At 43.5% G+C, this 20,902-nt stretch carries 19 protein-coding genes; 12 read left to right on the top strand and 7 right to left on the bottom strand.

Annotated features, from left to right (window positions below; all coding sequences use genetic code 11):
• Window positions 1-63 precede the first annotated feature (63 nt).
• Window positions 64-246, bottom strand: a complete 183-nt coding sequence (locus MUK70_RS03730) for a hypothetical protein (RefSeq protein WP_234658918.1) — start codon at window positions 244-246, stop codon at window positions 64-66.
• A gap of 248 nt (window positions 247-494) precedes the next feature.
• On the opposite strand from MUK70_RS03730, the gene MUK70_RS03725 reads away from it, so the two are divergent.
• Complete coding sequence (locus tag MUK70_RS03725; protein ID WP_234658919.1) at window positions 495-1,148, top strand: T9SS type A sorting domain-containing protein; 654 nt, start codon at window positions 495-497, stop codon at window positions 1,146-1,148.
• Between the two features lie 55 nt (window positions 1,149-1,203).
• Window positions 1,204-1,560 carry a hypothetical protein gene (locus MUK70_RS03720; RefSeq protein WP_234658920.1) on the top strand — a complete coding sequence of 119 codons (357 nt, stop codon included), beginning with the start codon at window positions 1,204-1,206 and terminating at the stop codon, window positions 1,558-1,560.
• Window positions 1,561-1,768: 208 nt separating this feature from the next.
• On the opposite strand, the gene MUK70_RS31065 is transcribed toward MUK70_RS03720, so the two are convergent.
• Complete coding sequence (locus MUK70_RS31065) at window positions 1,769-1,948, bottom strand: hypothetical protein (protein WP_374759752.1); 180 nt, start codon at window positions 1,946-1,948, stop codon at window positions 1,769-1,771.
• Here MUK70_RS31065 and MUK70_RS31060 point away from each other — a divergent pair.
• The gene (locus MUK70_RS31060; RefSeq protein ID WP_374759753.1) at window positions 1,947-2,144 is read left to right on the top strand and encodes an integrase core domain-containing protein; all 198 of its coding nucleotides are present in this window, start codon (window positions 1,947-1,949) and stop codon (window positions 2,142-2,144) included. The genes MUK70_RS31065 and MUK70_RS31060 overlap by 2 nt on opposite strands.
• Window positions 2,145-2,471: 327 nt before the next feature.
• Window positions 2,472-3,341: a DUF4595 domain-containing protein gene (locus MUK70_RS03710; protein ID WP_244784666.1), complete on the top strand. Its 870-nt coding sequence runs from the start codon at window positions 2,472-2,474 to the stop codon at window positions 3,339-3,341.
• Window positions 3,342-4,512: 1,171 nt separating this feature from the next.
• Here the strand turns inward: MUK70_RS03710 and MUK70_RS03705 are convergent.
• The gene (locus MUK70_RS03705) at window positions 4,513-5,634 is read right to left on the bottom strand and encodes a DKNYY domain-containing protein (protein ID WP_234658898.1); all 1,122 of its coding nucleotides are present in this window, start codon (window positions 5,632-5,634) and stop codon (window positions 4,513-4,515) included.
• Window positions 5,635-6,024: 390 nt separating this feature from the next.
• Between MUK70_RS03705 and MUK70_RS03700 the strand changes: the two genes are divergently transcribed.
• Window positions 6,025-6,387: a hypothetical protein gene (locus MUK70_RS03700; RefSeq protein ID WP_234658896.1), complete on the top strand. Its 363-nt coding sequence runs from the start codon at window positions 6,025-6,027 to the stop codon at window positions 6,385-6,387.
• A gap of 89 nt (window positions 6,388-6,476) precedes the next feature.
• On the opposite strand, the gene MUK70_RS03695 is transcribed toward MUK70_RS03700, so the two are convergent.
• The 3 genes from MUK70_RS03695 to MUK70_RS03685 form a co-directional block, all read right to left on the bottom strand.
• Window positions 6,477-6,902 (bottom strand): globin domain-containing protein, encoded by a 426-nt coding sequence (locus MUK70_RS03695; protein ID WP_234658894.1) that lies wholly within the window; start codon window positions 6,900-6,902, stop codon window positions 6,477-6,479.
• Between the two features lie 101 nt (window positions 6,903-7,003).
• Window positions 7,004-8,776: a tetratricopeptide repeat protein gene (locus tag MUK70_RS03690; protein WP_234658893.1), complete on the bottom strand. Its 1,773-nt coding sequence runs from the start codon at window positions 8,774-8,776 to the stop codon at window positions 7,004-7,006.
• A gap of 222 nt (window positions 8,777-8,998) precedes the next feature.
• Window positions 8,999-9,460 (bottom strand): nuclear transport factor 2-like protein, encoded by a 462-nt coding sequence (locus MUK70_RS03685; RefSeq protein WP_234658892.1) that lies wholly within the window; start codon window positions 9,458-9,460, stop codon window positions 8,999-9,001.
• A gap of 278 nt (window positions 9,461-9,738) precedes the next feature.
• Between MUK70_RS03685 and MUK70_RS03680 the strand changes: the two genes are divergently transcribed.
• From MUK70_RS03680 to MUK70_RS03660, 5 genes are all read left to right on the top strand, one after another.
• Complete coding sequence (locus MUK70_RS03680) at window positions 9,739-12,828, top strand: two-component regulator propeller domain-containing protein (protein WP_234658891.1); 3,090 nt, start codon at window positions 9,739-9,741, stop codon at window positions 12,826-12,828.
• Window positions 12,825-13,592, top strand: coding sequence for a LytR/AlgR family response regulator transcription factor (locus MUK70_RS03675; protein ID WP_234658890.1), 768 nt, complete (start codon window positions 12,825-12,827; stop codon window positions 13,590-13,592). The genes MUK70_RS03680 and MUK70_RS03675 overlap by 4 nt, the downstream gene beginning before the upstream one ends.
• Before the next feature lie 579 nt (window positions 13,593-14,171).
• Window positions 14,172-14,765: a hypothetical protein gene (locus MUK70_RS03670; protein WP_234658889.1), complete on the top strand. Its 594-nt coding sequence runs from the start codon at window positions 14,172-14,174 to the stop codon at window positions 14,763-14,765.
• A gap of 72 nt (window positions 14,766-14,837) precedes the next feature.
• Window positions 14,838-15,128 carry a hypothetical protein gene (locus MUK70_RS03665; RefSeq protein ID WP_234658888.1) on the top strand — a complete coding sequence of 97 codons (291 nt, stop codon included), beginning with the start codon at window positions 14,838-14,840 and terminating at the stop codon, window positions 15,126-15,128.
• Window positions 15,129-15,187: 59 nt separating this feature from the next.
• Complete coding sequence (locus tag MUK70_RS03660; protein WP_234658887.1) at window positions 15,188-17,359, top strand: T9SS type A sorting domain-containing protein; 2,172 nt, start codon at window positions 15,188-15,190, stop codon at window positions 17,357-17,359.
• Between the two features lie 1,192 nt (window positions 17,360-18,551).
• Here MUK70_RS03660 and MUK70_RS03655 read toward each other — a convergent pair.
• A complete protein-coding gene (locus MUK70_RS03655) occupies window positions 18,552-19,460 on the bottom strand; it encodes an SDR family oxidoreductase (RefSeq protein WP_234658885.1) in 909 nt (302 codons plus the stop codon).
• A gap of 110 nt (window positions 19,461-19,570) precedes the next feature.
• Between MUK70_RS03655 and MUK70_RS03650 the strand changes: the two genes are divergently transcribed.
• Both MUK70_RS03650 and MUK70_RS03645 read left to right on the top strand, forming a co-directional pair.
• Complete coding sequence (locus tag MUK70_RS03650) at window positions 19,571-19,957, top strand: winged helix-turn-helix transcriptional regulator (RefSeq protein WP_234658884.1); 387 nt, start codon at window positions 19,571-19,573, stop codon at window positions 19,955-19,957.
• A 185-nt stretch (window positions 19,958-20,142) separates the two neighbouring features.
• Complete coding sequence (locus MUK70_RS03645) at window positions 20,143-20,838, top strand: hypothetical protein (RefSeq protein WP_234658883.1); 696 nt, start codon at window positions 20,143-20,145, stop codon at window positions 20,836-20,838.
• Window positions 20,839-20,902 lie beyond the last annotated feature (64 nt).

Genomic DNA, 20,902 nt, shown 5'->3' with positions numbered 1-20,902 from the left:
TACTACTTCATGACTAGCGATACGGAACCATCTTGAATTTGGTGGGAAAGGTAAATCAGGTCTTCAATCACAAAGATCCTTTTCAAGAGTGTATGGCGTGATTTCATATGGATTGTAGTTAAAAAAGTCAATTTCCCGGGTGTAGTTGAAGACATGTTTTTCCAGCTTATCAATTGCCAATTCCACATTATTGTACCCGTATCCTCTCCCTTTTTGGCCAAAAAGCAAATATGATGTGCGGCTCATCGTTTCATCGAGTCAAAGCGTCTCCCGAAGAAGTTAAACGAGTGGAAGCCTATAACCAAATTATGGGGCAGCTTGTGGACAATAAAATTCTCGGACTACCTCAATTTCCGCCAGTGATCAGTATATCCTAATACCTGTTGTGTTTCATGTCGTGTGGAAAACCTCGGATCAAAACGTCTCGGATGCGCAGCTTTGCGACCTTTTAAGTATTATTAATGAAGATTTCAGCCGAACTAACCCGGATCGAAATGACACACCCGCGGCCTTCCAAATATATGCGGGGAACCCTAAAATACAGTTTCTATCTAGCCAATCGGGACATTAATGGAAATGCAACAACGGGACTTACCCGAACGCAAACAACGAAAGATAAATTTTTGACAAGCAGTAATGAAATTATGTCTACTTCCACCGGAGGCAAGAACGGATGGGATAAAACAAAGTTCTTAAACATTTGGATAAGTGGGCCGCAACTAGAAGGAAGCGACGGTGGACTAGTTCAAGGTTACGGGGTGTTTCCTAACAACGGTGGAAATGGTATTGCGGTTAGAACGCAATACTTAAACACTCCGCTACATCTTCCTACGCCACTAAGCATACCGCGCACTATCAATAACAATAACACTTGTAAGGTTACCTTTTCCCTTTACAATTATAGCAGTTTCTATCGCACCGTAGTGTATCCTAATCCAGCATCTAATGACTTCTCAATCGAAGCGGTTGTAATTGCAGACATGAATTTAGTCGAATCATATTCGAAGAAGGCAAACATCCTATCTAGAAAATCGTTTACTCAAAACAAAATAAATTTCGATACTGAAAAGTTGCCTAACGGAACTTACTTTCTTCATATTGGTAGTGGAGAATCTAAAATTATGAAGCAGATACAAGTCCAGCACTAATTTTCCGTAGGGGCCCCAAAGTAATAAGGGATTCAAGTCAATAAATCTGAGCAAAATGAAAACGCGAACCAGCATAATTATATACTTTGGGCTTTTATGCCTATGGGGTTGCAAGAAAGACCAAGAGCCTAAAATGAGGAATTGCGGTTGTGACAGTGAACCAGAAGTAATTCTCAATGAAAAAGGCAAAATCGTCTTTGAGAAAGGCGAGCCTACTTTGTACACTGTCTACTGGGCCGGACGTCCTTTGTCCGTTTGTATTGATTCAACATTCAAGAAAATCTTGACGGAAAACGAAATTGTTGACAATGATAGCATTGATTTTGTCGGTGGTGGGAAATCTAGCTGTTCAGATTGCAATAATTGTGAGCCGCTTTTTCCGGTCTCAATTATGAGCATGAAAAAGATATAGGCACTAATTCGTTGGGTTTATAGCAACACATCTGTGGTCTTTCATTAATTGAAGCGTATCTCAAGTGGTAATCAAAATCTTGTAGAGCTTTGTCGCACGAAAGCCTTGTTAACAGAAAGTAAACTTGTTTAAATAGTAATCAAAGGCACTGAAATTTTTTTGGAGCTTTTGTTTAGTATCATTTCAAGCTGTTGATTGAGTATTTGGATTACGAATGACGGGCCGCTTTCGAACCCGCCGACAGCGTCGCAGGGCGGCCTGTGCCGCTGGCACCTGTACAAAACCATGCAGGCGCAGGGATTGTTGCAGGCTTTGGAAATGGCACTCTTATCCAGAACAAATTCTGAGCAGCCACTGATCCACCATCGCCCGGCGACGAAAACGCCATGGCGGAACGTGTCTTTCGCACTTTAAAACCGGGCCGCCGGGCGGAGGATTTTAGATTGACCGGCTTTTTCTCTTTTTCATCAGCGCAGGCCAGCATTGCGAAAGCCATTCATGCCTATAAAACTTTTCGGCCACATACGTCCGTCGGCTATCTAACTCCCAACCAGGCACATCGCCGCTCGGTTTGCTGCCATTAAAATGGTATCCATACAAAAAAGTGCATTTTGGAAATGTATTGGAATATTAGGCCCTTAGGCATCATTCCGGCTCTTTCCGGCTATTGTACACCTTTTGTACACTATAAATTTCTCATCGGAAACCTTTTGTATACACCCAAAAATTGCCGGCAGTTTTAATCCGGCCTACGTTTGTATCGTCTTCCGGGACACATTCAAATTGGACTTCGGAAGCATATTTATTATTCAAAACCATTGTTGTATCACAATAAAGCAGGGTACGCCGAAAACCTGAAATCGAGTAGGCAAAAACGAACAAAAAAATATTTTTTTAAATCCAACAAAGCCATGTTAAACAAAACACATTTTTTTAAAAGTACCCTTTTTATTGCCCTTGCAATTGGCTCCTTTGCCTGCCAGAATGACAACCCGGTGGATCCCATGCCGACTGACGCAGCCTCGGCAGCCACAGCACGGATCGGAAGTGATATTGACTCACCTAACTTTCCCCAGGTGCACAAGCTCACTAAACATGGTGAGGCAACCCTGACTTACGACAACGATGGCCGACTCATGAATGTGACCACCCCCGTACGTGGCGGTCTGGCTATCCAGACCGACTACACCTACAGCCCCGGTAAGATCAGAGCGTTTACGCATCAGGGAAAGGTCAAACTCCGGGATGAAACCTTTACGCTGGATGCCAGCGGGCGCTGCAAGGAATCAGCAGAAGTCATTACCGTTGTCAACAACAATGTTCCTTTAACTTACCTCAGGGAGTGGAAGTTTAACTACAATGCAAAAGGTCAGTTATGGAATTTCCAAAATAAAAACAGCTGCGTCGGTGGATTCAGTTATGGTTACAATGCTGACGGCGATGTGACCTCGGTGAGTAAATCTACAGGAATAGGAAGCAGTGATGATACAAAAATTGGCTACACTCCGGCAGGAGGCGACCCGATCATGAACGATAAATATCCTTTGAACGTGCTAGGGGTGAACGAACACGATGCTTACCTGCCGATTTTCGGTAAGCCGAGTAAGCACCTGGCCACGCTCGTAACCGAGCAGGGTTCACTCGACGGAGATTATTACAATTACGTTCTGGACGCGGATGGCTACGTGACCCAAAGAAAGCAGTACAAACTGATTGGTAGCAGCCTGGTCGATACCAAGTCGTACGCCTACGTGACAGCCAACATCGGGATGCCATTCTGAGCTGCCCACCCCAGAAACCCGCGGGCCAGCCGCCACTAATAACGAGAAAAGTAATCCCGACAGAAAGCCCATCGATGTCCATTCGAGGGCTTTCTGATTTTAACCGGCCGGGTCAATCGCCTGCTGGTGCATTATAAGCCACCCTAAGCAGCTGCTCTGTCTCTGGGTTTTTGAGATTCTGATATCACTTGACAATGTTGCTGCTCGTATCCGCTGGCTTTGCAACCAAGTCAGGTAGCAGCGGGCTAGCTCTAAATGATGAATGCCGAAAGATTTGTTAATTTACATCACAGACATCGTGAATATAAGCAGATCATTGGGTTGATTCCTGGGCCGGCCGAAAAAATGATTTTGGAGACTTTTTTCTAAATCTGGATCATGATGCCCTGGCTGAACTAATTGAGGCGTGGGGATTGAGGTTTCCGGTAAAGAAGCGTATAAGCCGCCCTTGAAAAAGAACCTATGACAGCCTTATTTGGGCACCCCCCCACGGTTGTTACCTGGCTGCACGAACTTGTATAAGTATTTTTATAATAATGGTATTCGTGAGCGGGAAGACCTGATTTTAAGTAATCTTCCCAATGAAGACAAACGTTACGGTAATTCTACCAACTGGGGCAACTACATATTGTAGCTGTCATGGCGCGTCAGTATGTCAAGGCAGCCAAATTTAAGAGACTTCCCGCAGTAGCCTTCCATCTTAGGTTAGTGTGGTTTAAGAAAACCATCCAAGATTTATCCTAACTTTCAGACCAAATATAATACCCCAAAAGATAGCTATGCTCCTCATTGGCCTCATTAAAGATGAAGATCCTACATCATTGATTGACCCCTTGACTGTCGAATCGGTTGAAGCGCTGCATGAATTCCTCTCTTTGGTTTAAAAAAAACGCAATTTTTCGCTTTCCTAGCCAATCACAATTGATCTTCTCAATGAAAGTCTGAAACTGGAAAAGCCTCTGGATAGTAGATCGCGTCTTTGTGTGGAAAGTTAGCGTGCGATTGTGTTACTTCGCCGAGGATTGCTGGGTATGGTGCGGAGAATGCTTCGAGAATAACTCCCGGGTTATCGTAAATTATGTCATCATTTGGAAGATCAGTGGTATATGGAATGGTTGCAATACCATATTGTGTAATCACTTTGCTGGAGCTGACTGCTTACGAATGATTACTAATCTTCCACTTTTGTCCCTTCGTGAAATTTGTGCGTTGCATCTTCGGAATCTGCATTTCCGAAGTCGTGTGGGTAAACTGTAAAAGTAGCAGGATCAGCATTTTTGACAATCTCGGTTTTATAAAACACATGTTTGCTGTCACTGCCGTAGTTTTCACCTAACACTTTAAATGTGGCTACGTCCGCAATTTTTAACTTTTTGTCGTCCATAAAAACGGAAGATCGGTCATGGGCAAAATTGAAATCATGCCCGTATTGCCCATTTTCCACATAAACTTCAAGTGTTTCAGGATCAGCGCCTTCGACCTTTTTCTGCTGAAAAAAAACTTTGTATTTGTCTTTTGCATAGCCTTCTGTTAGTATTTCAAAGGATTTGCTGTCAGCTCCTTTTAAAGTAAATCCAAGAAAAAAAACATGGTGATCGTCTTTGGAATAACGATAATCGAGGATCTTAAATGAAGCCCTTTCACAAGGTATAATGCAGATACTATGCCGCTCCTCGTCGGGATGCCCCTCACCTGTATAGCCATAATAGTAAATGTTCAACGCATCTTTCGCAAAATTCTCTTCTAAAAGCTCGAATGTTTTCCCCTGACTGCCGGCAACGGGTAGCCGGTTCAGATAAGCAGATACATGGTCTTTGGTAAAATATGAGTTGATACTAACCAGCGAGGAAACCTGTTTTACATTAAAAGCAATCCCGTCGAAAAAAGCAGTTGATTTGTCTTTTGCATAACCATTTCCCAGACTGATGAAAGTCTGTAAATCTGCATTATGAATTGTAACTACCCTTTGTTTTTTAGTCAAATAATAGTTTTGTCCTTCCCGGTACTCATCACAATAATAAGCTCGGTTTTTATCTTTCGCATAATGTTCATCCAGAGCCTCAAATGTTGGCACGTCAGCATAGCTGAACGCGTAATCTTTGTAATACGCAGTAGTTGAATCTTTTGCAAAAGCGTTGTTGAGTATCTGGAAACTTTTGTCCGTGATCACCTTACCATTAAATTTAATCTCCTCAGCTTCTTGGTCAAGGCCAAATATCGCTTTTATCAACCCTCCGATGAGCCAAAACAGGGTTTTAAGCAGCCATTTTAAAAATTTTAAAAAATCAAGCATGATGAGGGATTGGTTTGAATGAATTTATAATGACGCATTTCGGCTTGTCTGTTCCGGGTCATTGTCCACAATGTTGGTTACTGCCTCAAAGTCTGCCGGCATGGTGACTTTTTCATCTTTTGCCATCTCCTGGATTCCATTGACAATACTGATAAAGCTTACATTCTCAGGCGTTTTGTAGATATACTGCCAGCGACATTTAAAGAGGATACAAGCAATGCAAAGTGTATTTGTTTACCTTTTGTATACTTGATTTCCAAGGTCACTTACCTTTTGTATACGCCCGAAAATTGTTGCTGCTTGTGATCCTTCCTACGTTTGTATCGCTGCTTGACTTTAAAGTCGAAGGCCTCAGATTACCAGATTATCCACCTTAAATTTCAAAGCAAAATGTCAAACGTAACAACACTAATGGATCAATGGGCCGTAAAAGATCTGGAAGATGGCTCCTGGTTAATCATCACCGTAAACAGCTGTACGGAACTGGGAAAGGAATCGCTCCCCGGAATACAAGTGTTGTATATGGGAAACGCCATCAACTTTGAACCGGTTATCACCGAGCGCTGGGCCTATCAGGCTACAAAAGCGGGAGTCACAGAATTTTTGTTAGCGGATTACTCCTGGATGGCTCATGAAGACCTGTTTATCAAAAACTTTCTGATCGTAGGCGACACCCTAAAAACAAAAATTGAAGTAAAAACCAGGAGCTCCAAGTTGATCAGCAAAGAGTATGAATTACCTTTTACAGTCTAAGCGTCTGGTATTCAAAAGAAACAGCGGGCTTTACTTTTATATCACTGCTACGCCTGGATTTAAAAGACAGGTGCATATAATGTAAACAATTATAGGGAATTATTCCGGGCTTCGTGAGAAGCCTTGATCATTGAGCTTGCCCAAATATTATATAGTTCAGTCCATGCCTGGCAGCATTCTTCATCCCAGTGCTCTTCAAGGAGTTTTTCCAGCGTCGATAGCAAGGCCCCTCCTACCGTGATATAATGCGCATCATGGACACCATAGCCTGCGTGCCGAACCGCCAGGGCGTCGATTTCTTTTTGAATATCGGGCATGGCCTGCATACGTCTAACCATATAGGTGATCATATCCGTCAGCTTTTGCGCCTGGTGCCCCAGGTCCGGTGGAAACATACCCCGCAGTGTAGGGTCCAGTTCAAAAAGTTTCTCATAGAATAATTCCCCGGCCAATTCCGGCTGGGCGATCACATAGCTCCATGTGTTTTTTATAGTAAGTGTTTTGCGGTCAGTCAATTGGGTAATGATTAAGAGAGTAAAGATTGATTCTTAAAACAAAGGGACCCATTTTAACCCGCATCACCAAAGAATTGCGGTATACAAAAGGTAATCAGAGCTTAAATTCGCATTAAATACTCCAATAAATTGTTTTCCTCGCCTAATTTAAGTTTTTTTCGAAGTCTGTGGCGGGCAGTTTTTACGCTGTCAGGTGAAATGCTGAGCAGACCAGCAGATTCTTTTAAATTAAGGTTTAGCCGGACCAGCGCGCAGAGCCTTAACTCTCCCGCACTTAGTTCAGGGTGTGTACCTTTCAGTGTAGAGAAGAAATTGGGGTGAACGCCTTCGAAATAAGCCTTAAACTCGTCCCAATCTTTATCAAGGTTAAAACTGTAATCAATCAAATTGATCAGTCTGCTGAAAAGTGGTGTATTCTGATCTTTTGGTCCTGATTTTAATGCCAGTGTAACTGTCTCGCGGATGTCTTCAAGGATACTGTTTTTTTGAATTAGGTTTAGCGTGTGTGTGGTCAAAGCTTTATTTTTGAATTGTAATTCATTTGTAAGATGCTGCTCTTTTTCCAAACTATTCTGGATTTCAATATCAGCCAGCGCTTTTTGGGCAGCCTGCAGTTCCTTGTTTTTTGCATCTTTCCGCCGCTGACGGTTAGAAGTTTGTGCAACCACAATGAGAACTACCAGTAGTCCAACCATAATCATATTGCGCGCAGCATCGCCACGGCCCCTTTCTTTTTTCAGTAGTTTAATCTCCTTCTCCTTCAGCTCATTCTCATAGTGAACGCGCAGGTTGGTCATCTGAATTGTACTCTCTTCATTAAAAAGCGAATCTTTCAAATCCGTAGCCAGCTTTTGGAAACGAAATGCATTTGCGTAGTTGCCTGTTTGCCCATAAACACTCGCCAATCCTTCATACGCCAGCTGCAGTGCAGGCCTTATTCCATTTGCTTTCGCCAACTCCTGTGCCTGGTAATAACTGGCGAGCGCTTTTGCATGCTGGTTGGTTCTAGAGTAAACATGTCCAAGCCCGTTATAGGAACCAACCATCGCTGGTTTGCGCTGAAATTCCCGGTTAATGGCCAGAGCCTGCTCGTATTCAGCAGCTGCCAAATCATACTTTGCAGTTTGAAAATAAATTTCGCCTAGGTTATTGTGACAAATGATCTTCCCGTTTGTATCCTTAAACTGGTCAAAAAGCTTTAAACCCTTTTTCACGCTGGAGAGTGCAGTATGGTAATCTCTCTTTTTGATATATATCGTGGCAATATTAACGTAAGACCCAGCCAGGGACTTTTTATCGCCCAATTTTATCCAGATCGCCTGGGCTTGGCGGTAAAACGACAATCCTTCGTCGTAATTCCTCTGGTTCTTATGGACATTTCCAATGCTGTTCAGGATGTTGGAACTGCGCTTCTGGTCCTTTAGTCCCTGAAAAATAGCAAGCGCCGTTAGGTAGTTATCCAATGCCTGGCTATAATTTCCCTGTTCTTCATAAACAATGCCCGCGCTTGCAATCGCCTTTCCGATTCCCACTTGATTTTCAATCTTACGGGAAATGTCTTCGCTTTTAGAATAATGCGCAATTGCTTCGGGATACTTGTTTTTTTGCCAGTAATAAACACCCAGGGCATATTGGCCATCCGCTTCACCTTTTTTATACCCAATTTTTTTGGACATGGCCAATACCTTTTCAGCATTTTCCAATGTTTTTTCCGGCGCTGTGCTCCACGACTCGATAGCGATTTCAAATGTGAGATTGATTTTCGCGGTGTCAGACTGTCCTTTGGCGAGAAGATTTTCCAGGCTATCGAGCTTAGAGTGTTGTGCAAAAACGGATGATGAGGTTATAATAAGGAAGTAGAGCGTGAGTTTCATGCAGACGTATCCGTCAATATAGTATAGGTTTTCAAAAATTTTACTGGCGTTTCCCAATTATCCGTGCTGGCAACCACAACTGATCTCCCTGCAAAACCTATACAATTGCATAGGATCATCCAGATTAAAAGTAGAAAAGTAGAAATGAATTTTAATTTTAACATTTGGGCAATTTTCATGGCTAATAGAAATAATGTCTTACAACTGTAATTACTTTTCCCTTCAGCAACCTCTCGAAAGTTGCCTTTTCAAAATCCTGATAACAAAGCCTATAACCGGTAAATTTTCGTAAAAAAGTGCCCCTGCATCGTAGTAATCACAGTGGGAAATGATTTTGTCGGATAGCAACAGAACTGTAATCCCTGAAACATGGACCCGCCTTTTCGACACTTTATATTCCAGTTCGAGTCTCCATGACAAATAGGCTTTATCATGCAATAGTGTTTGCTGTGTGTATCTAAACCCACCTCTAACCAGGTTTCCACAAAATCGATTGTGATACAACCGCACATTGTCCACCCCCTTGATTTTACGGATGGGATCCTGAAACTGTACATCTTCTGCATAAAACGCCTCAGTCTGTATCCCTTCCAAATGCGGAAGACTTTCGAAATATTTTTTAAAGTTGTCAATAATGTGCGTATCCATTTTCTTCCAAACAATAAGGGCATCTTTTTTCTTCAAAAGTATATTAATGCCGTTTTTGGTAAAAATTTAACTATGTGAGGTGCTACCTTTTCAGTCTGAAGCGTAGTGAAATCACAAGGAAGGGTTTACAGGCAGATGAACGTATATGCAGCGTTGTTTTAACGAAAAACCCAACGGGACGGATCAATTCATTTGAAACACACTTGATTCTCAGATTAACACGTTTCACAAAAAAGAACTAAGATTGATCTGATTTTTTTGCAAATTTTAGGGTAACAATCTCAGCAATTACTTCTTGCTTACCCTTCACTTTCATGAGGCCTGTAATTCATAGACACTATACACACTTCCTTTTCAAATGCTTCCTTGTCTGCTCCTTTCATTTTGTGCATAGCCAGGACCTGGCTTTCAGGGTTACAAGCTACGACGAATCAGAAGGGCTGGCCAGCAAGTATGTGCGGTGTATGATCCAGGATAAGAAGGGCCTGCTCTGGTTTGGAACGATTGAGGGGCTTGCCCGTTTTGACGGGTACCGGTTCAAAATGTTCAATAAGGAATCGGCCGATACCAATTCACTTTCTTCCAACTACATCACCACACTGGCTGAGGGGCTTGACGGGCTGATCTGGATAGGATACCAGCAGGGCGGCGTGTCTTCCTATAATCCTGCAACAGGGCATTTCAGAAATTATCCGCTGGTTGATAAAAATAACAAACGTTTTCCCACACATGAGATACGAATGTTGCACGTCGATATGGACAATGATGTTTGGATCAGCATTCACAGGGAGGGTTTTATGCGTCTTGATAAAAAAAGCGGGCAATGTGTCAGGTACAGTCTTTTGCCTGCGGGTACTCCGCTGGACAGCAGAAGGCGCCTGTATGACTATGCAACCGGCATCGTTGAGGTAAAAAAGGGCAAGTTCTGGGTCGCCACGGCAGACGGACTATACCATTTTGATAAAAAAACGACTAAGCTGCGATCAATACCCTTTCCAATCCCGCCGCAGAACTTTATTAGAAGCGATCTTTTTACGTCTATTCATTACGATCGGGACACGATCTGGCTGGGTTCTTGGTCAGGAGGCATTTCGTATTATCATCCCCGTTCCGAAAAATGGGGGAATTTCAGGAATGAGCCGGGGATTGTCAGCGGCACTACCAACATTATCAGCGGCATGGTGGCAAAGGGCAGGGATACTTTGTGGATTACAGCCGCGACAACGGGCGGACTTGGCTATTTCCTGAAATCCAGAGGTACATTTCATTTTTATAAAAACATTCCTGAATTACCTGCGGGCCACTTTTTCGGGCTTTGGAAAGACAGGTCTGGAAATTTTTGGCTTAACCATGAAAAGGGTTTATACAAAGTGCAGATCGACAAAAAGAAATTTTCTTTTTTCAAAACCCCGGTGACAAAATCGGATAATGGGGAGCTTTATATCATTTCCAAAATCTTCGAAAACAAACGTTTTCTGATCAAGGGAACCATGTTTGCTGACGGTATACACATATACGACAAAGAAAAACGAACAAACAGGACGCTTTCTTTTGATTTTGACCTCGATGAAAAAGTGATGATCGTTAACGATATTTTAGAAGATAGTAAAGGTGTGATCTGGATAGCGACCCGCGATTATATTTACCACCTGGATCAGGATAAACTAGCACTTCGAAAACCAGTCCAGCCGCCGTTGTTCTCAGCTATCGAAAATACTTCTAACTTATTTTACAGGATCTGCGAAGACAAGGAGGGGGATATCTGGATCACGAGCAGGCGCAATGGTGTATTTGTATATGAAAGAAAATCAGGAATCTACAGGCATTATGCGGCCTTTCAGAAAGGCAAAAACCATATCCCGGAATCGAACATAAAGGCAATTTCCATGGACTTTAAAGGGAATGTCTGGATTGGAGGCGTCAACGGGTATCTGGCCTATTTTGACGTGAAGACGCAACAATTCATGCGCATTTCAGCCAAAGTCCTGGGGCAGGCAGCCGGAAATCACATCCACGCATTAATCACTGACCGCGACGGAACGATCTGGGCCGGGACCAACGCTGGTTTGCTGAGTTTCGAAATCGCAAATAATGCCGCTGTGCGGACATGCATGCTTACAGCCGAACATGGTCTCCGCGGCGACATTGTATATGACTTGTGTGACGATGCTTATGGGAAGATATGGTGCGTTACCAGCTCGTTACTTTGTGTTGTAAAGCCTGAAAATCATAGTATCACCAGTTTTGGCCCATCGGACGGGATACAATATTCAGAAACCGAGCAGCGGATCATGCGCTACGGCGACCACACGATGCGTTTTAGCCTGGCTCAGGGACATTATGAATTCGACCCTGCATTCCTGACAATGAAACGGGCTGCCGTGCCCGTTTTACTAACGTCTTTGAAAGTTAATGACCAGGAGAGATATTTTGAAAACCAGTTCAGGCGTGACGGAAAAATAAACCTTGGATCGGATGAAAACAGATTGTCTTTTGAGTTTGCAGCCATTGACCTGGACCAGCCCGAAAAGCAGCATTATGCGTATATGCTTGAAGGTCTGGATGAAACCTGGGTCACGTCCGGGAGCCGCAGGTATGCGAGCTACACAAACCTGCCGGGCGGAGACTATATTTTTAAAGTAAAAGTTAGCAGTGTAGACGCAGACTGGAAGGTAGCGGCGGTAAATTTGCCGCTACATATTGAAACCGTTTATTATAAACAATGGTGGTTCCGGCTTGCTACGATTTTCTTAGCTGGCTGTATTATCTACCTATTCATCAAGTATCGCGTGCGGCAGGAACAGAAACTTTATGCGCTCGAAAGCAAGGCCAATTCGCTTGAAAAAGAAAAGGCGATGGTTATGTACGACAGCCTGAAACAGCAACTTAACCCGCATTTCCTATTCAATTCTTTAACTTCACTAAGTAGTCTTATCCAGGTAGACCAGCTCAGGGCCGGGAAATTCCTGGAAAGTCTGAGCAGCACTTACCGGTATATCCTTACAAACCGGGATAGTGAACTGGTGTCACTAGCAAGTGAACTGCAGTTCACTCAGACCTATATCAGACTTCAGAAAACGCGCTTTGAAGATGGCTTGGAAGTAAATGTAGATGTAAATCATGAACACAAACATTGGAAGATTGCCCCGGTGACGCTGCAAAATCTGATTGAAAATGCAATAAAACACAACAAAATTTCGCCTTCCAGACCGCTGATAATCGACATATTCACAGAAAATGACAAACTCGTGGTACGTAACATTCTCCAGCGTAAAAATTTTGTAGAAACCAGCAACAGAAAGGGTCTTACGAATTTAATCTCGCTTTACCAGTATCTGACTGACCAGACGATCGAGATCATTGAAAATGAAAAATTCTTTATTGTTAAAATTCCTTTAATATGATGAAAGCCATTATCATTGAGGATGAAAGCCTGGTAGCCAGGGAATTGCAGCGAAAAATCGCCATTGTTGCCAGTGATATAATGGTTGTAAAGGTACTTTTCAGCCTTGAAGAGTCCATTGCCTGGCTTAAAGGGAATCCGCATCCAGACCTGATGTTTATGGATATCCAACTTGGTGACGGGGTTAGTTTTGAGCTAATGGAGCATGTAAAAATTAATTGCCCCGTCATTTTTACCACTGCTTATGACGAATATGCGATCCGGGCTTTCAAGGTCAACGGAGTAGATTATCTGCTGAAACCTGTTGATGAAACAGAACTGAAAAAAGCGACGGATAAATGCCGCGCGCTTCTGGGTGATAGCTATTATCTGCAATCCAACCTGCACCAATTACTGCATGCTTTCGCGCACCCTTCACAAACCGAATACAAGAAAAAGTTTCTTGTTTGTATGCGGAATCAGTGGATTCCGGTCAGCACAGATGATATTGCCTGTTTTGCCAAGGATAACATTCATTTTTTGTATACGCTAAAAGGTGACCGTCACGTAGTCGACTTCACGACAATGGACGAGATTGAAGAGCTGCTTGATCCTAAAAAGTTTTTCAGGGCGAATCGTCAGTTCATCATCAACATTGAAGCCATTCATGGTATTCGTATGCATGAAAACCAAAAGTTAACCGTAGCACTCAAAAGTCCTTTAACAATGGAGTTGGACATCAGCCGTGAAAAAGCTCCAGCTTTTAAAAAATGGTTTGATATCTAGCAGGTTTCCAAAGCCTACTTAACAGTATTTTCCCTTCTTATAAGCATTGCTGAATCCTGCAAAGCTGCTTACCCCCTCTCAAAACCATATCGCCTGGGCCTTCCAATCCGTCGTCGTAATTCTTCTGGTTCTTATCAACATTGCCAATGCTATTCGGGATGTCGGAACTCTGCTTCTGGCCCTTAGGCCATGAAAATGGCAAGTTCCGTTAGGTAGCCGTATAAGATCATTCTTAGGCCAGAAAGTTTTCCAAGCCCTCACGCTTCGAGGAACCTGCTGAAACTGGAAATGAGGTAACAATTATAAAGTAGAGCGCTTTTTGTGATATAAGACTTATCGATAGCTAGCTCTGCGGGCAATATTTCGACAAGAAAAAGGTAAATACTTATTCTATTGCAGTTTTGTATACCTATTGTATACCTACTTTTTGGGCTTGTGTACCTTTCGCATACCGCGCCAATTAGGATGCCTGCCACTGCCATCTCTAAGTTTGCATCAGTCCAATACCAAACGCATCTGCATCTGTGGATCCGTTGCTAACATGACTAAAATCAAACAATTTAAACCACATGCAACGCCATGAAAAATGTTCTTATAAGTACCGCAATGCTTTTACTTTCGCTCTCAATTTTCAGCTGCGAAAAACCAAATGAGTTAACGCCGGATGGCGGCGCAATATCTGCAGTTGATGCTTATCAATCCGCACCAAACGAGGCTACAACAGCGATGCAGGTAGGCGGCACGACACCTAAACGGAAACCGCCGATCTCAACATCTAGCTGGAAATACGTCCACACGGCAACGGTCCCGTTTCTTAAAGGTTTGAAACTGACAAGCCCATTCTCGATCGTTGATGAGCATGCAGGAGATATCAGCTGGGGATCTGGTTTCGGTTGCTATAATGCGATCAATACCGAATCTATGCATTATGCAAATGCAGGCATTCAGGATGTAAGTACCCTTACGAAGGAATACTTGGATACGCTCAAATTTTACATCAAAGGCGGCGCGAGCTGGGCCCCAGCGGGCTCCACATTCTGGACAAACCATATTCCCGTCGGAACAGTGCTTGTGTACAAAACACCAGGTGGAAAATATATTCTGGTGCAAGTCAAAAATACAGATACCCTGGTGCTGGATATTTATCATGAAAATGTTCATATCCAATATTAATGCGATTTCAAGGCCGGGGATTTGACTGTCTCGGGCCTTTTACCAAACAGGCCCGCTCCAACAATTCTAACAATGATTTTATTCTGGATTCTTTGGGCTTTTTGCGCCGGTATCCTGCTCGTGCTGCTTTATCTTTTCAGAGACAGCGTATACACCACTCCGGGAGGCCCGCCTGCATCTTTTTACAGGGCTGCGGTTATCGCAATCGGCTTGCCCGCAATTGCATTGCCGGCAAGCTTGTGGCTGGTCAGCAATGGTTTTCAATTAGCAGCAAAACTGTTGCTCTTGTTACCTGACTTACCGGGACTGGCCTTTCTGCTTTTTCTGCTGATATACCAGTTCTCAGATGGTCGTAAAAATTAGCCGGCGATTGTCTTTGAAAACGCCAATTTCATTTCTTTAAATACAAATTCACATTAGTCATGAAACTTTCTATTACTATAAGACCAACTATTTACTTCACTCGTGCTCTGCTGGTATTCCTGCTTTTTGTCCAGACTTTTGCAGCCCACGCACAGATCGATTGGACGAGCCGCCCGCTATTGCCTGACAATATTCTTTTTGATGTAGCCTTTGGTGCAGGAAAATATGTAGCAGTGGGACAGTCCGGGATGATCCGGGTTTCAACCGACGGCATTACCTGGAACGAACGATCATCACCCGTCGGCAAGACCAGAAATCTGAGGCGCATTATATACGCCAACGGGTTTTTTGTAGTGGTGGGGGATCTCGGGACAGTCATGACCTCAACCGACGGCCTGAACTGGTACCAGCACAATTCAGGAACAGACCGGAATCTGTACAGCATTGCCTACGGCGGCGGAACTTTCGTCGCGGTAGGGATGTGGGGTTGCCGGTTAACATCATCGAGTGGCATTGACTGGACTAACAGATCTGATAAGCAGCAAAACAGTCTCTACGACGTGGTTTACGGCAATGGACTTTTTGTATCAGTCGGCGATAGTGGCATTTTAAAAACATCCAGTGACAATGGTGCAACATGGACTGCAAGGGTTTCTGCAACAACTAACACCTTGTATGGCGTTAGCATGAACAAATTCGGACGTTTCGTGGCAGTGGGCATCAAAGGTACCATCATCTCTTCGGCAGTCGGAATGGATTGGACCTCTTATAGCCTGATTGACCAGACATTGATCCTGAAAGCAGTGGCATCTAATCCGAACACGGGTAAGTTTGTTGTCATGATCCAAAACAAAAACAAGGTACTTACTTCCGCTGACGGTGTTTCCTGGAATACGCCGCTCGTCGGAACCGCCATCGATCAGACCCTTTATAGTGTGCGCTATCTTCAGAATCAGTTTCTGGCCACGGGAGAAGGCTGCATGTTCCGGTCTTCCTATACCGACGGCGCCACATGGGTTTCCGAAACAGTCAATCACTGGAAGACGTTCATTTGCGGTTCCGCTTATGGAAACGGGCGTCTTGTACTCGCTGGCGGATCGAACAACGGCGAAATCTATGGAACACAGCGCAACCTGATCTTAACTACGCTGGATGGCATCAATTATAAAGCGGCGGAAACGATCCAATTGAATCTCGGGGCATCAGTCTTTACCTCTGTCACATTTGGAAAAGGTCTTTTCGTAGCCGTGGGCACGGACGCCATCATTCAAACCTCTACCGACGGTTACGTATGGAGTTATAGTCGCGTGGAGTACGGCCAAAGGCTGGAAGGCGTTGCATATGGAGGTGGCAAATTCGTTGCAGTCGGCGATAATGGCCTCATACTATATTCCTCAGATGGCAAAAGCTGGATCAAGGCCGTCACTAAGAGTTCCTACCATTACAAAGCTGTGGCATATGCCAACGGAATGTTCGTACTGGTAGGATTGCAGGGAGTTGTGGCAACCTCCACAGATGGCAATCAATGGACATTCAGGGCCAGCGGTACGCCCTATCCATTGGAAAGTGTAACCTATGGCAATGGCAGATGGATAGCTGTGGGTCTCGCAAAGTCGTTTGCAACATCGTTCGATGGCAAGATATGGGTGGCAACCAGCGATCCGTACAGTGATATTGACTATCTCGACGTGGTGTATGAAAATGGCCAGTTCGTGATTTGCGGAAGAGATGGAAAATTGTTCCGATATGTTCCCGGTGTATCGTGGACGGCTTTGAAGAGCAAGGTAACCGTTGACTTGCTGACCATTACATACGGCAATGGCATGTTCATTACCGCCGGCGGATATCAGGGAATTCAAACGTCACCTGGCATTAGCTCTCCTGCCCCGGCACAACAAAGTGCATTTTCAGCTGACAATACTATGCGAAGTGCTTTCGCGGGCGATAGTACGGGACTTGAAAACTTTGCACCCGAAGTTGCATTCAAGGCTACTACTTATCCGAATCCGGTTTTGGATCAATTCTCTGTGAATGTGGAAGGTGCCAATGGCGAAACGATACGCCTACAATTATCGGACGTCTCGGGCCGGACGATCTTTGACAAAGTGGTGAAAGCCCAAAACGGAGTTTATCAGGAAGAAATCCCGATGGCACAAAAGCAAACCGGACTATACCTGATGCGCGTGAGTACGCCGACCCAAACGCAAACTGTAAAGGTTTTGAAGAAATAATTATTAGCGCGTCTTTACCGATGCCACCACAAATGTAACCGACAAAAACTAATTCGGCACTTGCTGGTCTCAATTCCAAAATCAATACTACGCTTTAATCAGTTTGAGTCTCCTTCAGGGCTAAATAGGTTCTCTGCGTAAAAATACGCTTGAAATACTTTTTCTTTGCCCACCCGTTCTGGGTGGGAAACCCTGCCAGCTTCGGTAGCTTTAAGGATGCCCACATTTTTTAGGGCATCCTTATTTTTCAAATGCGGTGGTCGCAAGATTTCTGCCAATTGGCATTATGATGATCTAATAAACCTATCTCAAAACCCGCTGTGCTAAATAGGCAGCATTACATTAAATCGCCTGTAAAAGGGATATTTTATAGTGACTTAAAAAGTGGCGATCAAGTTTTGAAAGGGCAAAAGATCGGTAATATAACGGATGTCTTTGGAAAACGAATAGCTGATCTTAATACAGATCAAAATGGGGTCATCCTGTATAAAGTGGGCACTCCACCGATTCATGAAGGGCAGACATTATTGTGTATTGGATACACTGATACCCCCACAATTAATAGCTGACAATAGTACGATTTAACGTACTCCCAAGCACTTGAAACATACTAAAATAAGCTTCCAGATAACTGAAACTGCTAAAAGTAGTGAGCTTCCATATTTCGTTTTAACCACCGAATTTATAGACAGCTCCAAGCGGTTACAAACCCAGCCTTATTTATGATCTCGCATTAAGCCGACGCCGACGTGCTTAACCTAAACATGACGGTTACCGTTTCAGAAACTTACATTAGATGGCTCGCTTGCGGTATACATTACCAGCACAGTGAAAGTATGAATTTGTTCTAGCCTCATTGTATTTAATAGAAGGCATTGGTGTCTTTTGTACATCCGATACTGATCTAGCTGGGTCAGTATTGGACGTTTTAGGGCGTTAAGTTTATGGTTGCAGACAAGTCGAAATGCAAGATATCTTAAGGCTAAAAACATTAAGGCGAATTCGTGATGCCCGCATTGTAGGTCGAAGATTAAGAACATTTAGTTCATTTACTACGTGGCTGTTTAAACAAAGCAGGATTTTGTTGTCCAAAAAGAGGATAAGTTAAAAGAGTAGCGTATATAGCTTATCGTAATTTATTGGTAAGCGATATACGCTTTTTACTTTTCGGGTTGGTTTATATTAATGTCTATTAAACCTGAGACACATTTTCACTATCAGCATGGGCGTAAACCTGATCGATAAACTGCTTCATTGTGGTTGGTTTTCTCCCTAAAAAGCGCTCCAAAGTAGGATCATCTGCATCCATTGTATGCTGTGATAATGCCGTAGCCCATGTGGTGAACATCCCGATATACTGATCCGGCACACCAAAACTTTTTAGCATTGATTCAAATTCTTCCACCGGTGGAGAATGATATGCCACTTCTTTTCCGATGGCCCTGGATAGCTCAACCGCTATGTCAAGGAAAGAGACCGAATCGGTATTCGTGAACTTGTACAGCTTGTTTTGGTGACCATCCGTAGCCAGGATGTGCGCCGCGGCTTCCGCTAACTCCTCCCGAAGCACGTAACTGGCTCTGCCATTCTGGGCCGGGAATACAATAGTGCCTTTCTCTACAACCTTTTCGCCCAGAAAGACCGGTATCATTTCCAGATAAATACCATTTTGCAGGATCGTATAATTAATCCCGCTATTCATTAAGAACGCCTCTGACTCGACATGTGCATTTTGAAATCCAGCAATGGCCGAATCTTCAAAGTTGGGTTTTCTAACAAAAGAAGTATAAACAATGTGTTTAACGCCAGCCTGTTTTGCAGCTTTGATGGCATTTAAATGATGGGCTGTTCTGTTTTCAACAGCCTGCCGGTCATTACTCGACACAAGTAATAGCTTGTCTATGCCATTAAATGCCTGGACCAGTGAACCGTAATTTGAATAATCTCCAACTCTTATTTCAATGCCCTTTTCTTGAATGCCCTTTGACTTTGCTGCGTCTCTCACCAACGCTGAAATTTGGGATGTTTCAATTCCTTTTTTCAATAAATGGTCAATGGCTTTCCCGCCAAACTGCCCCGTTGCACCAGTAACTAGTATCATGTTATTTTTGTTTTTGATGGACAAAACTACCACTACTGATATATTTAGTATAGTTTGTTATCATAAAATATCAGTATACTTTTGTATACTGAACATCGTAAATATCTGGTATGAGTGACTTTAAAGATTTTATTGGAAGTGAAAAAGGCCCGCAGTGTCCACGGATTTACATTCTGGCTTTAACAGATACATTAAACGTTATCAGTGGCAAATGGAAATTGCCTATTATCGCAGCGCTCCTCCGCGGCGTGAACCGGTTTAAAGACCTGTTAGACAGTACGGAAAAGATAACTCCCCGAATGTTATCAAAAGAATTGAAGGAGCTTGAAATGAACAGTATTGTGGAGCGCAAGGTGTATAATCAGACACCCGTTTTAATTGAATACAGGTTAACAAATTCTGGAAAAGACATTGCAAATGTTATCGATTCAATGATTGATTGGGGGATGGTTCACAGAACGCAGGTGATCACAAATTCCAACACAGGGAAGGGTTAATCGAGCGCCGGAATGCGTTTGATGAATTCAATTAGATGCATTACAGTAAATTCGTCCAGAAAACAGGGATGCTCCGGAGAAGGCTGTGATTTTACTACACTAAACGGATGTAAAAATATCGTAGCCATTCCAACCAAATTGACATCCGTCATGTCACCAGTAAGTCACTAAACCTCAAAACTTAAATGAGAGCTAACTTATTTTTACATGTCTTCTTGTCTTTTACACTTGCCATGATGAGCTGCCGGGTCGATCAGGATGAGCCGACAATAGTTGGACCTGAACCGGAGCCGCGCATAAACTATCTTGGCAGGGACAGTATCACAACGGGCGATTACAGAGGCATTGCAATCAATACATCTACGGATGACGCTTTTAAAGTCTTGGAAGCTTACCGCGAGAATAAAACTGTCGTTTACCTGGGTGCAGTTAATAGTTATTTTGCTGATGTTAGTGACCTGAAAAATCGTCTACAGTTTTTCGACTGGATGGTGCTCGACGAGACCTTCGATACCCCAACCGGCGTACAATTTCAACTTGCAGCAGGTCAAATCACAAGCATTAGACTTAACCAGGGTACAGCGCTGGGTCAATGGCCCGAAGCGGCCGATTTACAGGTGGCAATAAAAATTGGCGATGCACCCGAAATCTTGTATAAAAAACTCGTTGCGCTGAGCAAGCAGGCCGAGTATACACACAAATTTCAGCGCGTTGTACTGGGTGCTAAGTACACCTACGCCCTATACGATGCCAAGAAGGCACAACTGCCGTGGGCATTTATATACGACACTCGATCGCAGGGTGTGATGGAGCAGGTACGCGTTTATTTCAAGGACAAAAAGGTCGATTACATCATTGTGGATCGCTTTCAGCAGTATTAAAGAAACGAGATACCAAGATTTCCACACTCAGCGCATCAGGCTTTGACAGCCTGATGCTTTAGTG

This window comes from Dyadobacter chenwenxiniae, from assembly GCF_022869785.1.
Lineage (GTDB): Bacteria > Bacteroidota > Bacteroidia > Cytophagales > Spirosomataceae > Dyadobacter > Dyadobacter chenwenxiniae.
This window is presented reverse-complemented; position numbering and strand designations above follow the sequence as displayed.

What these genes read in the sequence shown, in the direction of transcription:
- MUK70_RS03730 (WP_234658918.1), bottom strand. Translation starts at nt 246, where the DNA reads ATGAGCCGCACATCATATTTGCTTTTTGGCCAAAAAGGGAGAGGATAC.
- MUK70_RS03725 (WP_234658919.1), top strand. Translation starts at nt 495, where the DNA reads ATGACACACCCGCGGCCTTCCAAATATATGCGGGGAACCCTAAAATAC.
- MUK70_RS03720 (WP_234658920.1), top strand. Translation starts at nt 1,204, where the DNA reads ATGAAAACGCGAACCAGCATAATTATATACTTTGGGCTTTTATGCCTA.
- MUK70_RS31060 (WP_374759753.1), top strand. Translation starts at nt 1,947, where the DNA reads ATGGCGGAACGTGTCTTTCGCACTTTAAAACCGGGCCGCCGGGCGGAG.
- MUK70_RS31065 (WP_374759752.1), bottom strand. Translation starts at nt 1,948, where the DNA reads ATGGCGTTTTCGTCGCCGGGCGATGGTGGATCAGTGGCTGCTCAGAAT.
- MUK70_RS03710 (WP_244784666.1), top strand. Translation starts at nt 2,472, where the DNA reads ATGTTAAACAAAACACATTTTTTTAAAAGTACCCTTTTTATTGCCCTT.
- MUK70_RS03705 (WP_234658898.1), bottom strand. Translation starts at nt 5,634, where the DNA reads ATGCTTGATTTTTTAAAATTTTTAAAATGGCTGCTTAAAACCCTGTTT.
- MUK70_RS03700 (WP_234658896.1), top strand. Translation starts at nt 6,025, where the DNA reads ATGTCAAACGTAACAACACTAATGGATCAATGGGCCGTAAAAGATCTG.
- MUK70_RS03690 (WP_234658893.1), bottom strand. Translation starts at nt 8,776, where the DNA reads ATGAAACTCACGCTCTACTTCCTTATTATAACCTCATCATCCGTTTTT.
- MUK70_RS03680 (WP_234658891.1), top strand. Translation starts at nt 9,739, where the DNA reads ATGAGGCCTGTAATTCATAGACACTATACACACTTCCTTTTCAAATGC.
- MUK70_RS03675 (WP_234658890.1), top strand. Translation starts at nt 12,825, where the DNA reads ATGATGAAAGCCATTATCATTGAGGATGAAAGCCTGGTAGCCAGGGAA.
- MUK70_RS03670 (WP_234658889.1), top strand. Translation starts at nt 14,172, where the DNA reads ATGAAAAATGTTCTTATAAGTACCGCAATGCTTTTACTTTCGCTCTCA.
- MUK70_RS03665 (WP_234658888.1), top strand. Translation starts at nt 14,838, where the DNA reads ATGATTTTATTCTGGATTCTTTGGGCTTTTTGCGCCGGTATCCTGCTC.
- MUK70_RS03660 (WP_234658887.1), top strand. Translation starts at nt 15,188, where the DNA reads ATGAAACTTTCTATTACTATAAGACCAACTATTTACTTCACTCGTGCT.
- MUK70_RS03655 (WP_234658885.1), bottom strand. Translation starts at nt 19,460, where the DNA reads ATGATACTAGTTACTGGTGCAACGGGGCAGTTTGGCGGGAAAGCCATT.
- MUK70_RS03650 (WP_234658884.1), top strand. Translation starts at nt 19,571, where the DNA reads ATGAGTGACTTTAAAGATTTTATTGGAAGTGAAAAAGGCCCGCAGTGT.
- MUK70_RS03645 (WP_234658883.1), top strand. Translation starts at nt 20,143, where the DNA reads ATGAGAGCTAACTTATTTTTACATGTCTTCTTGTCTTTTACACTTGCC.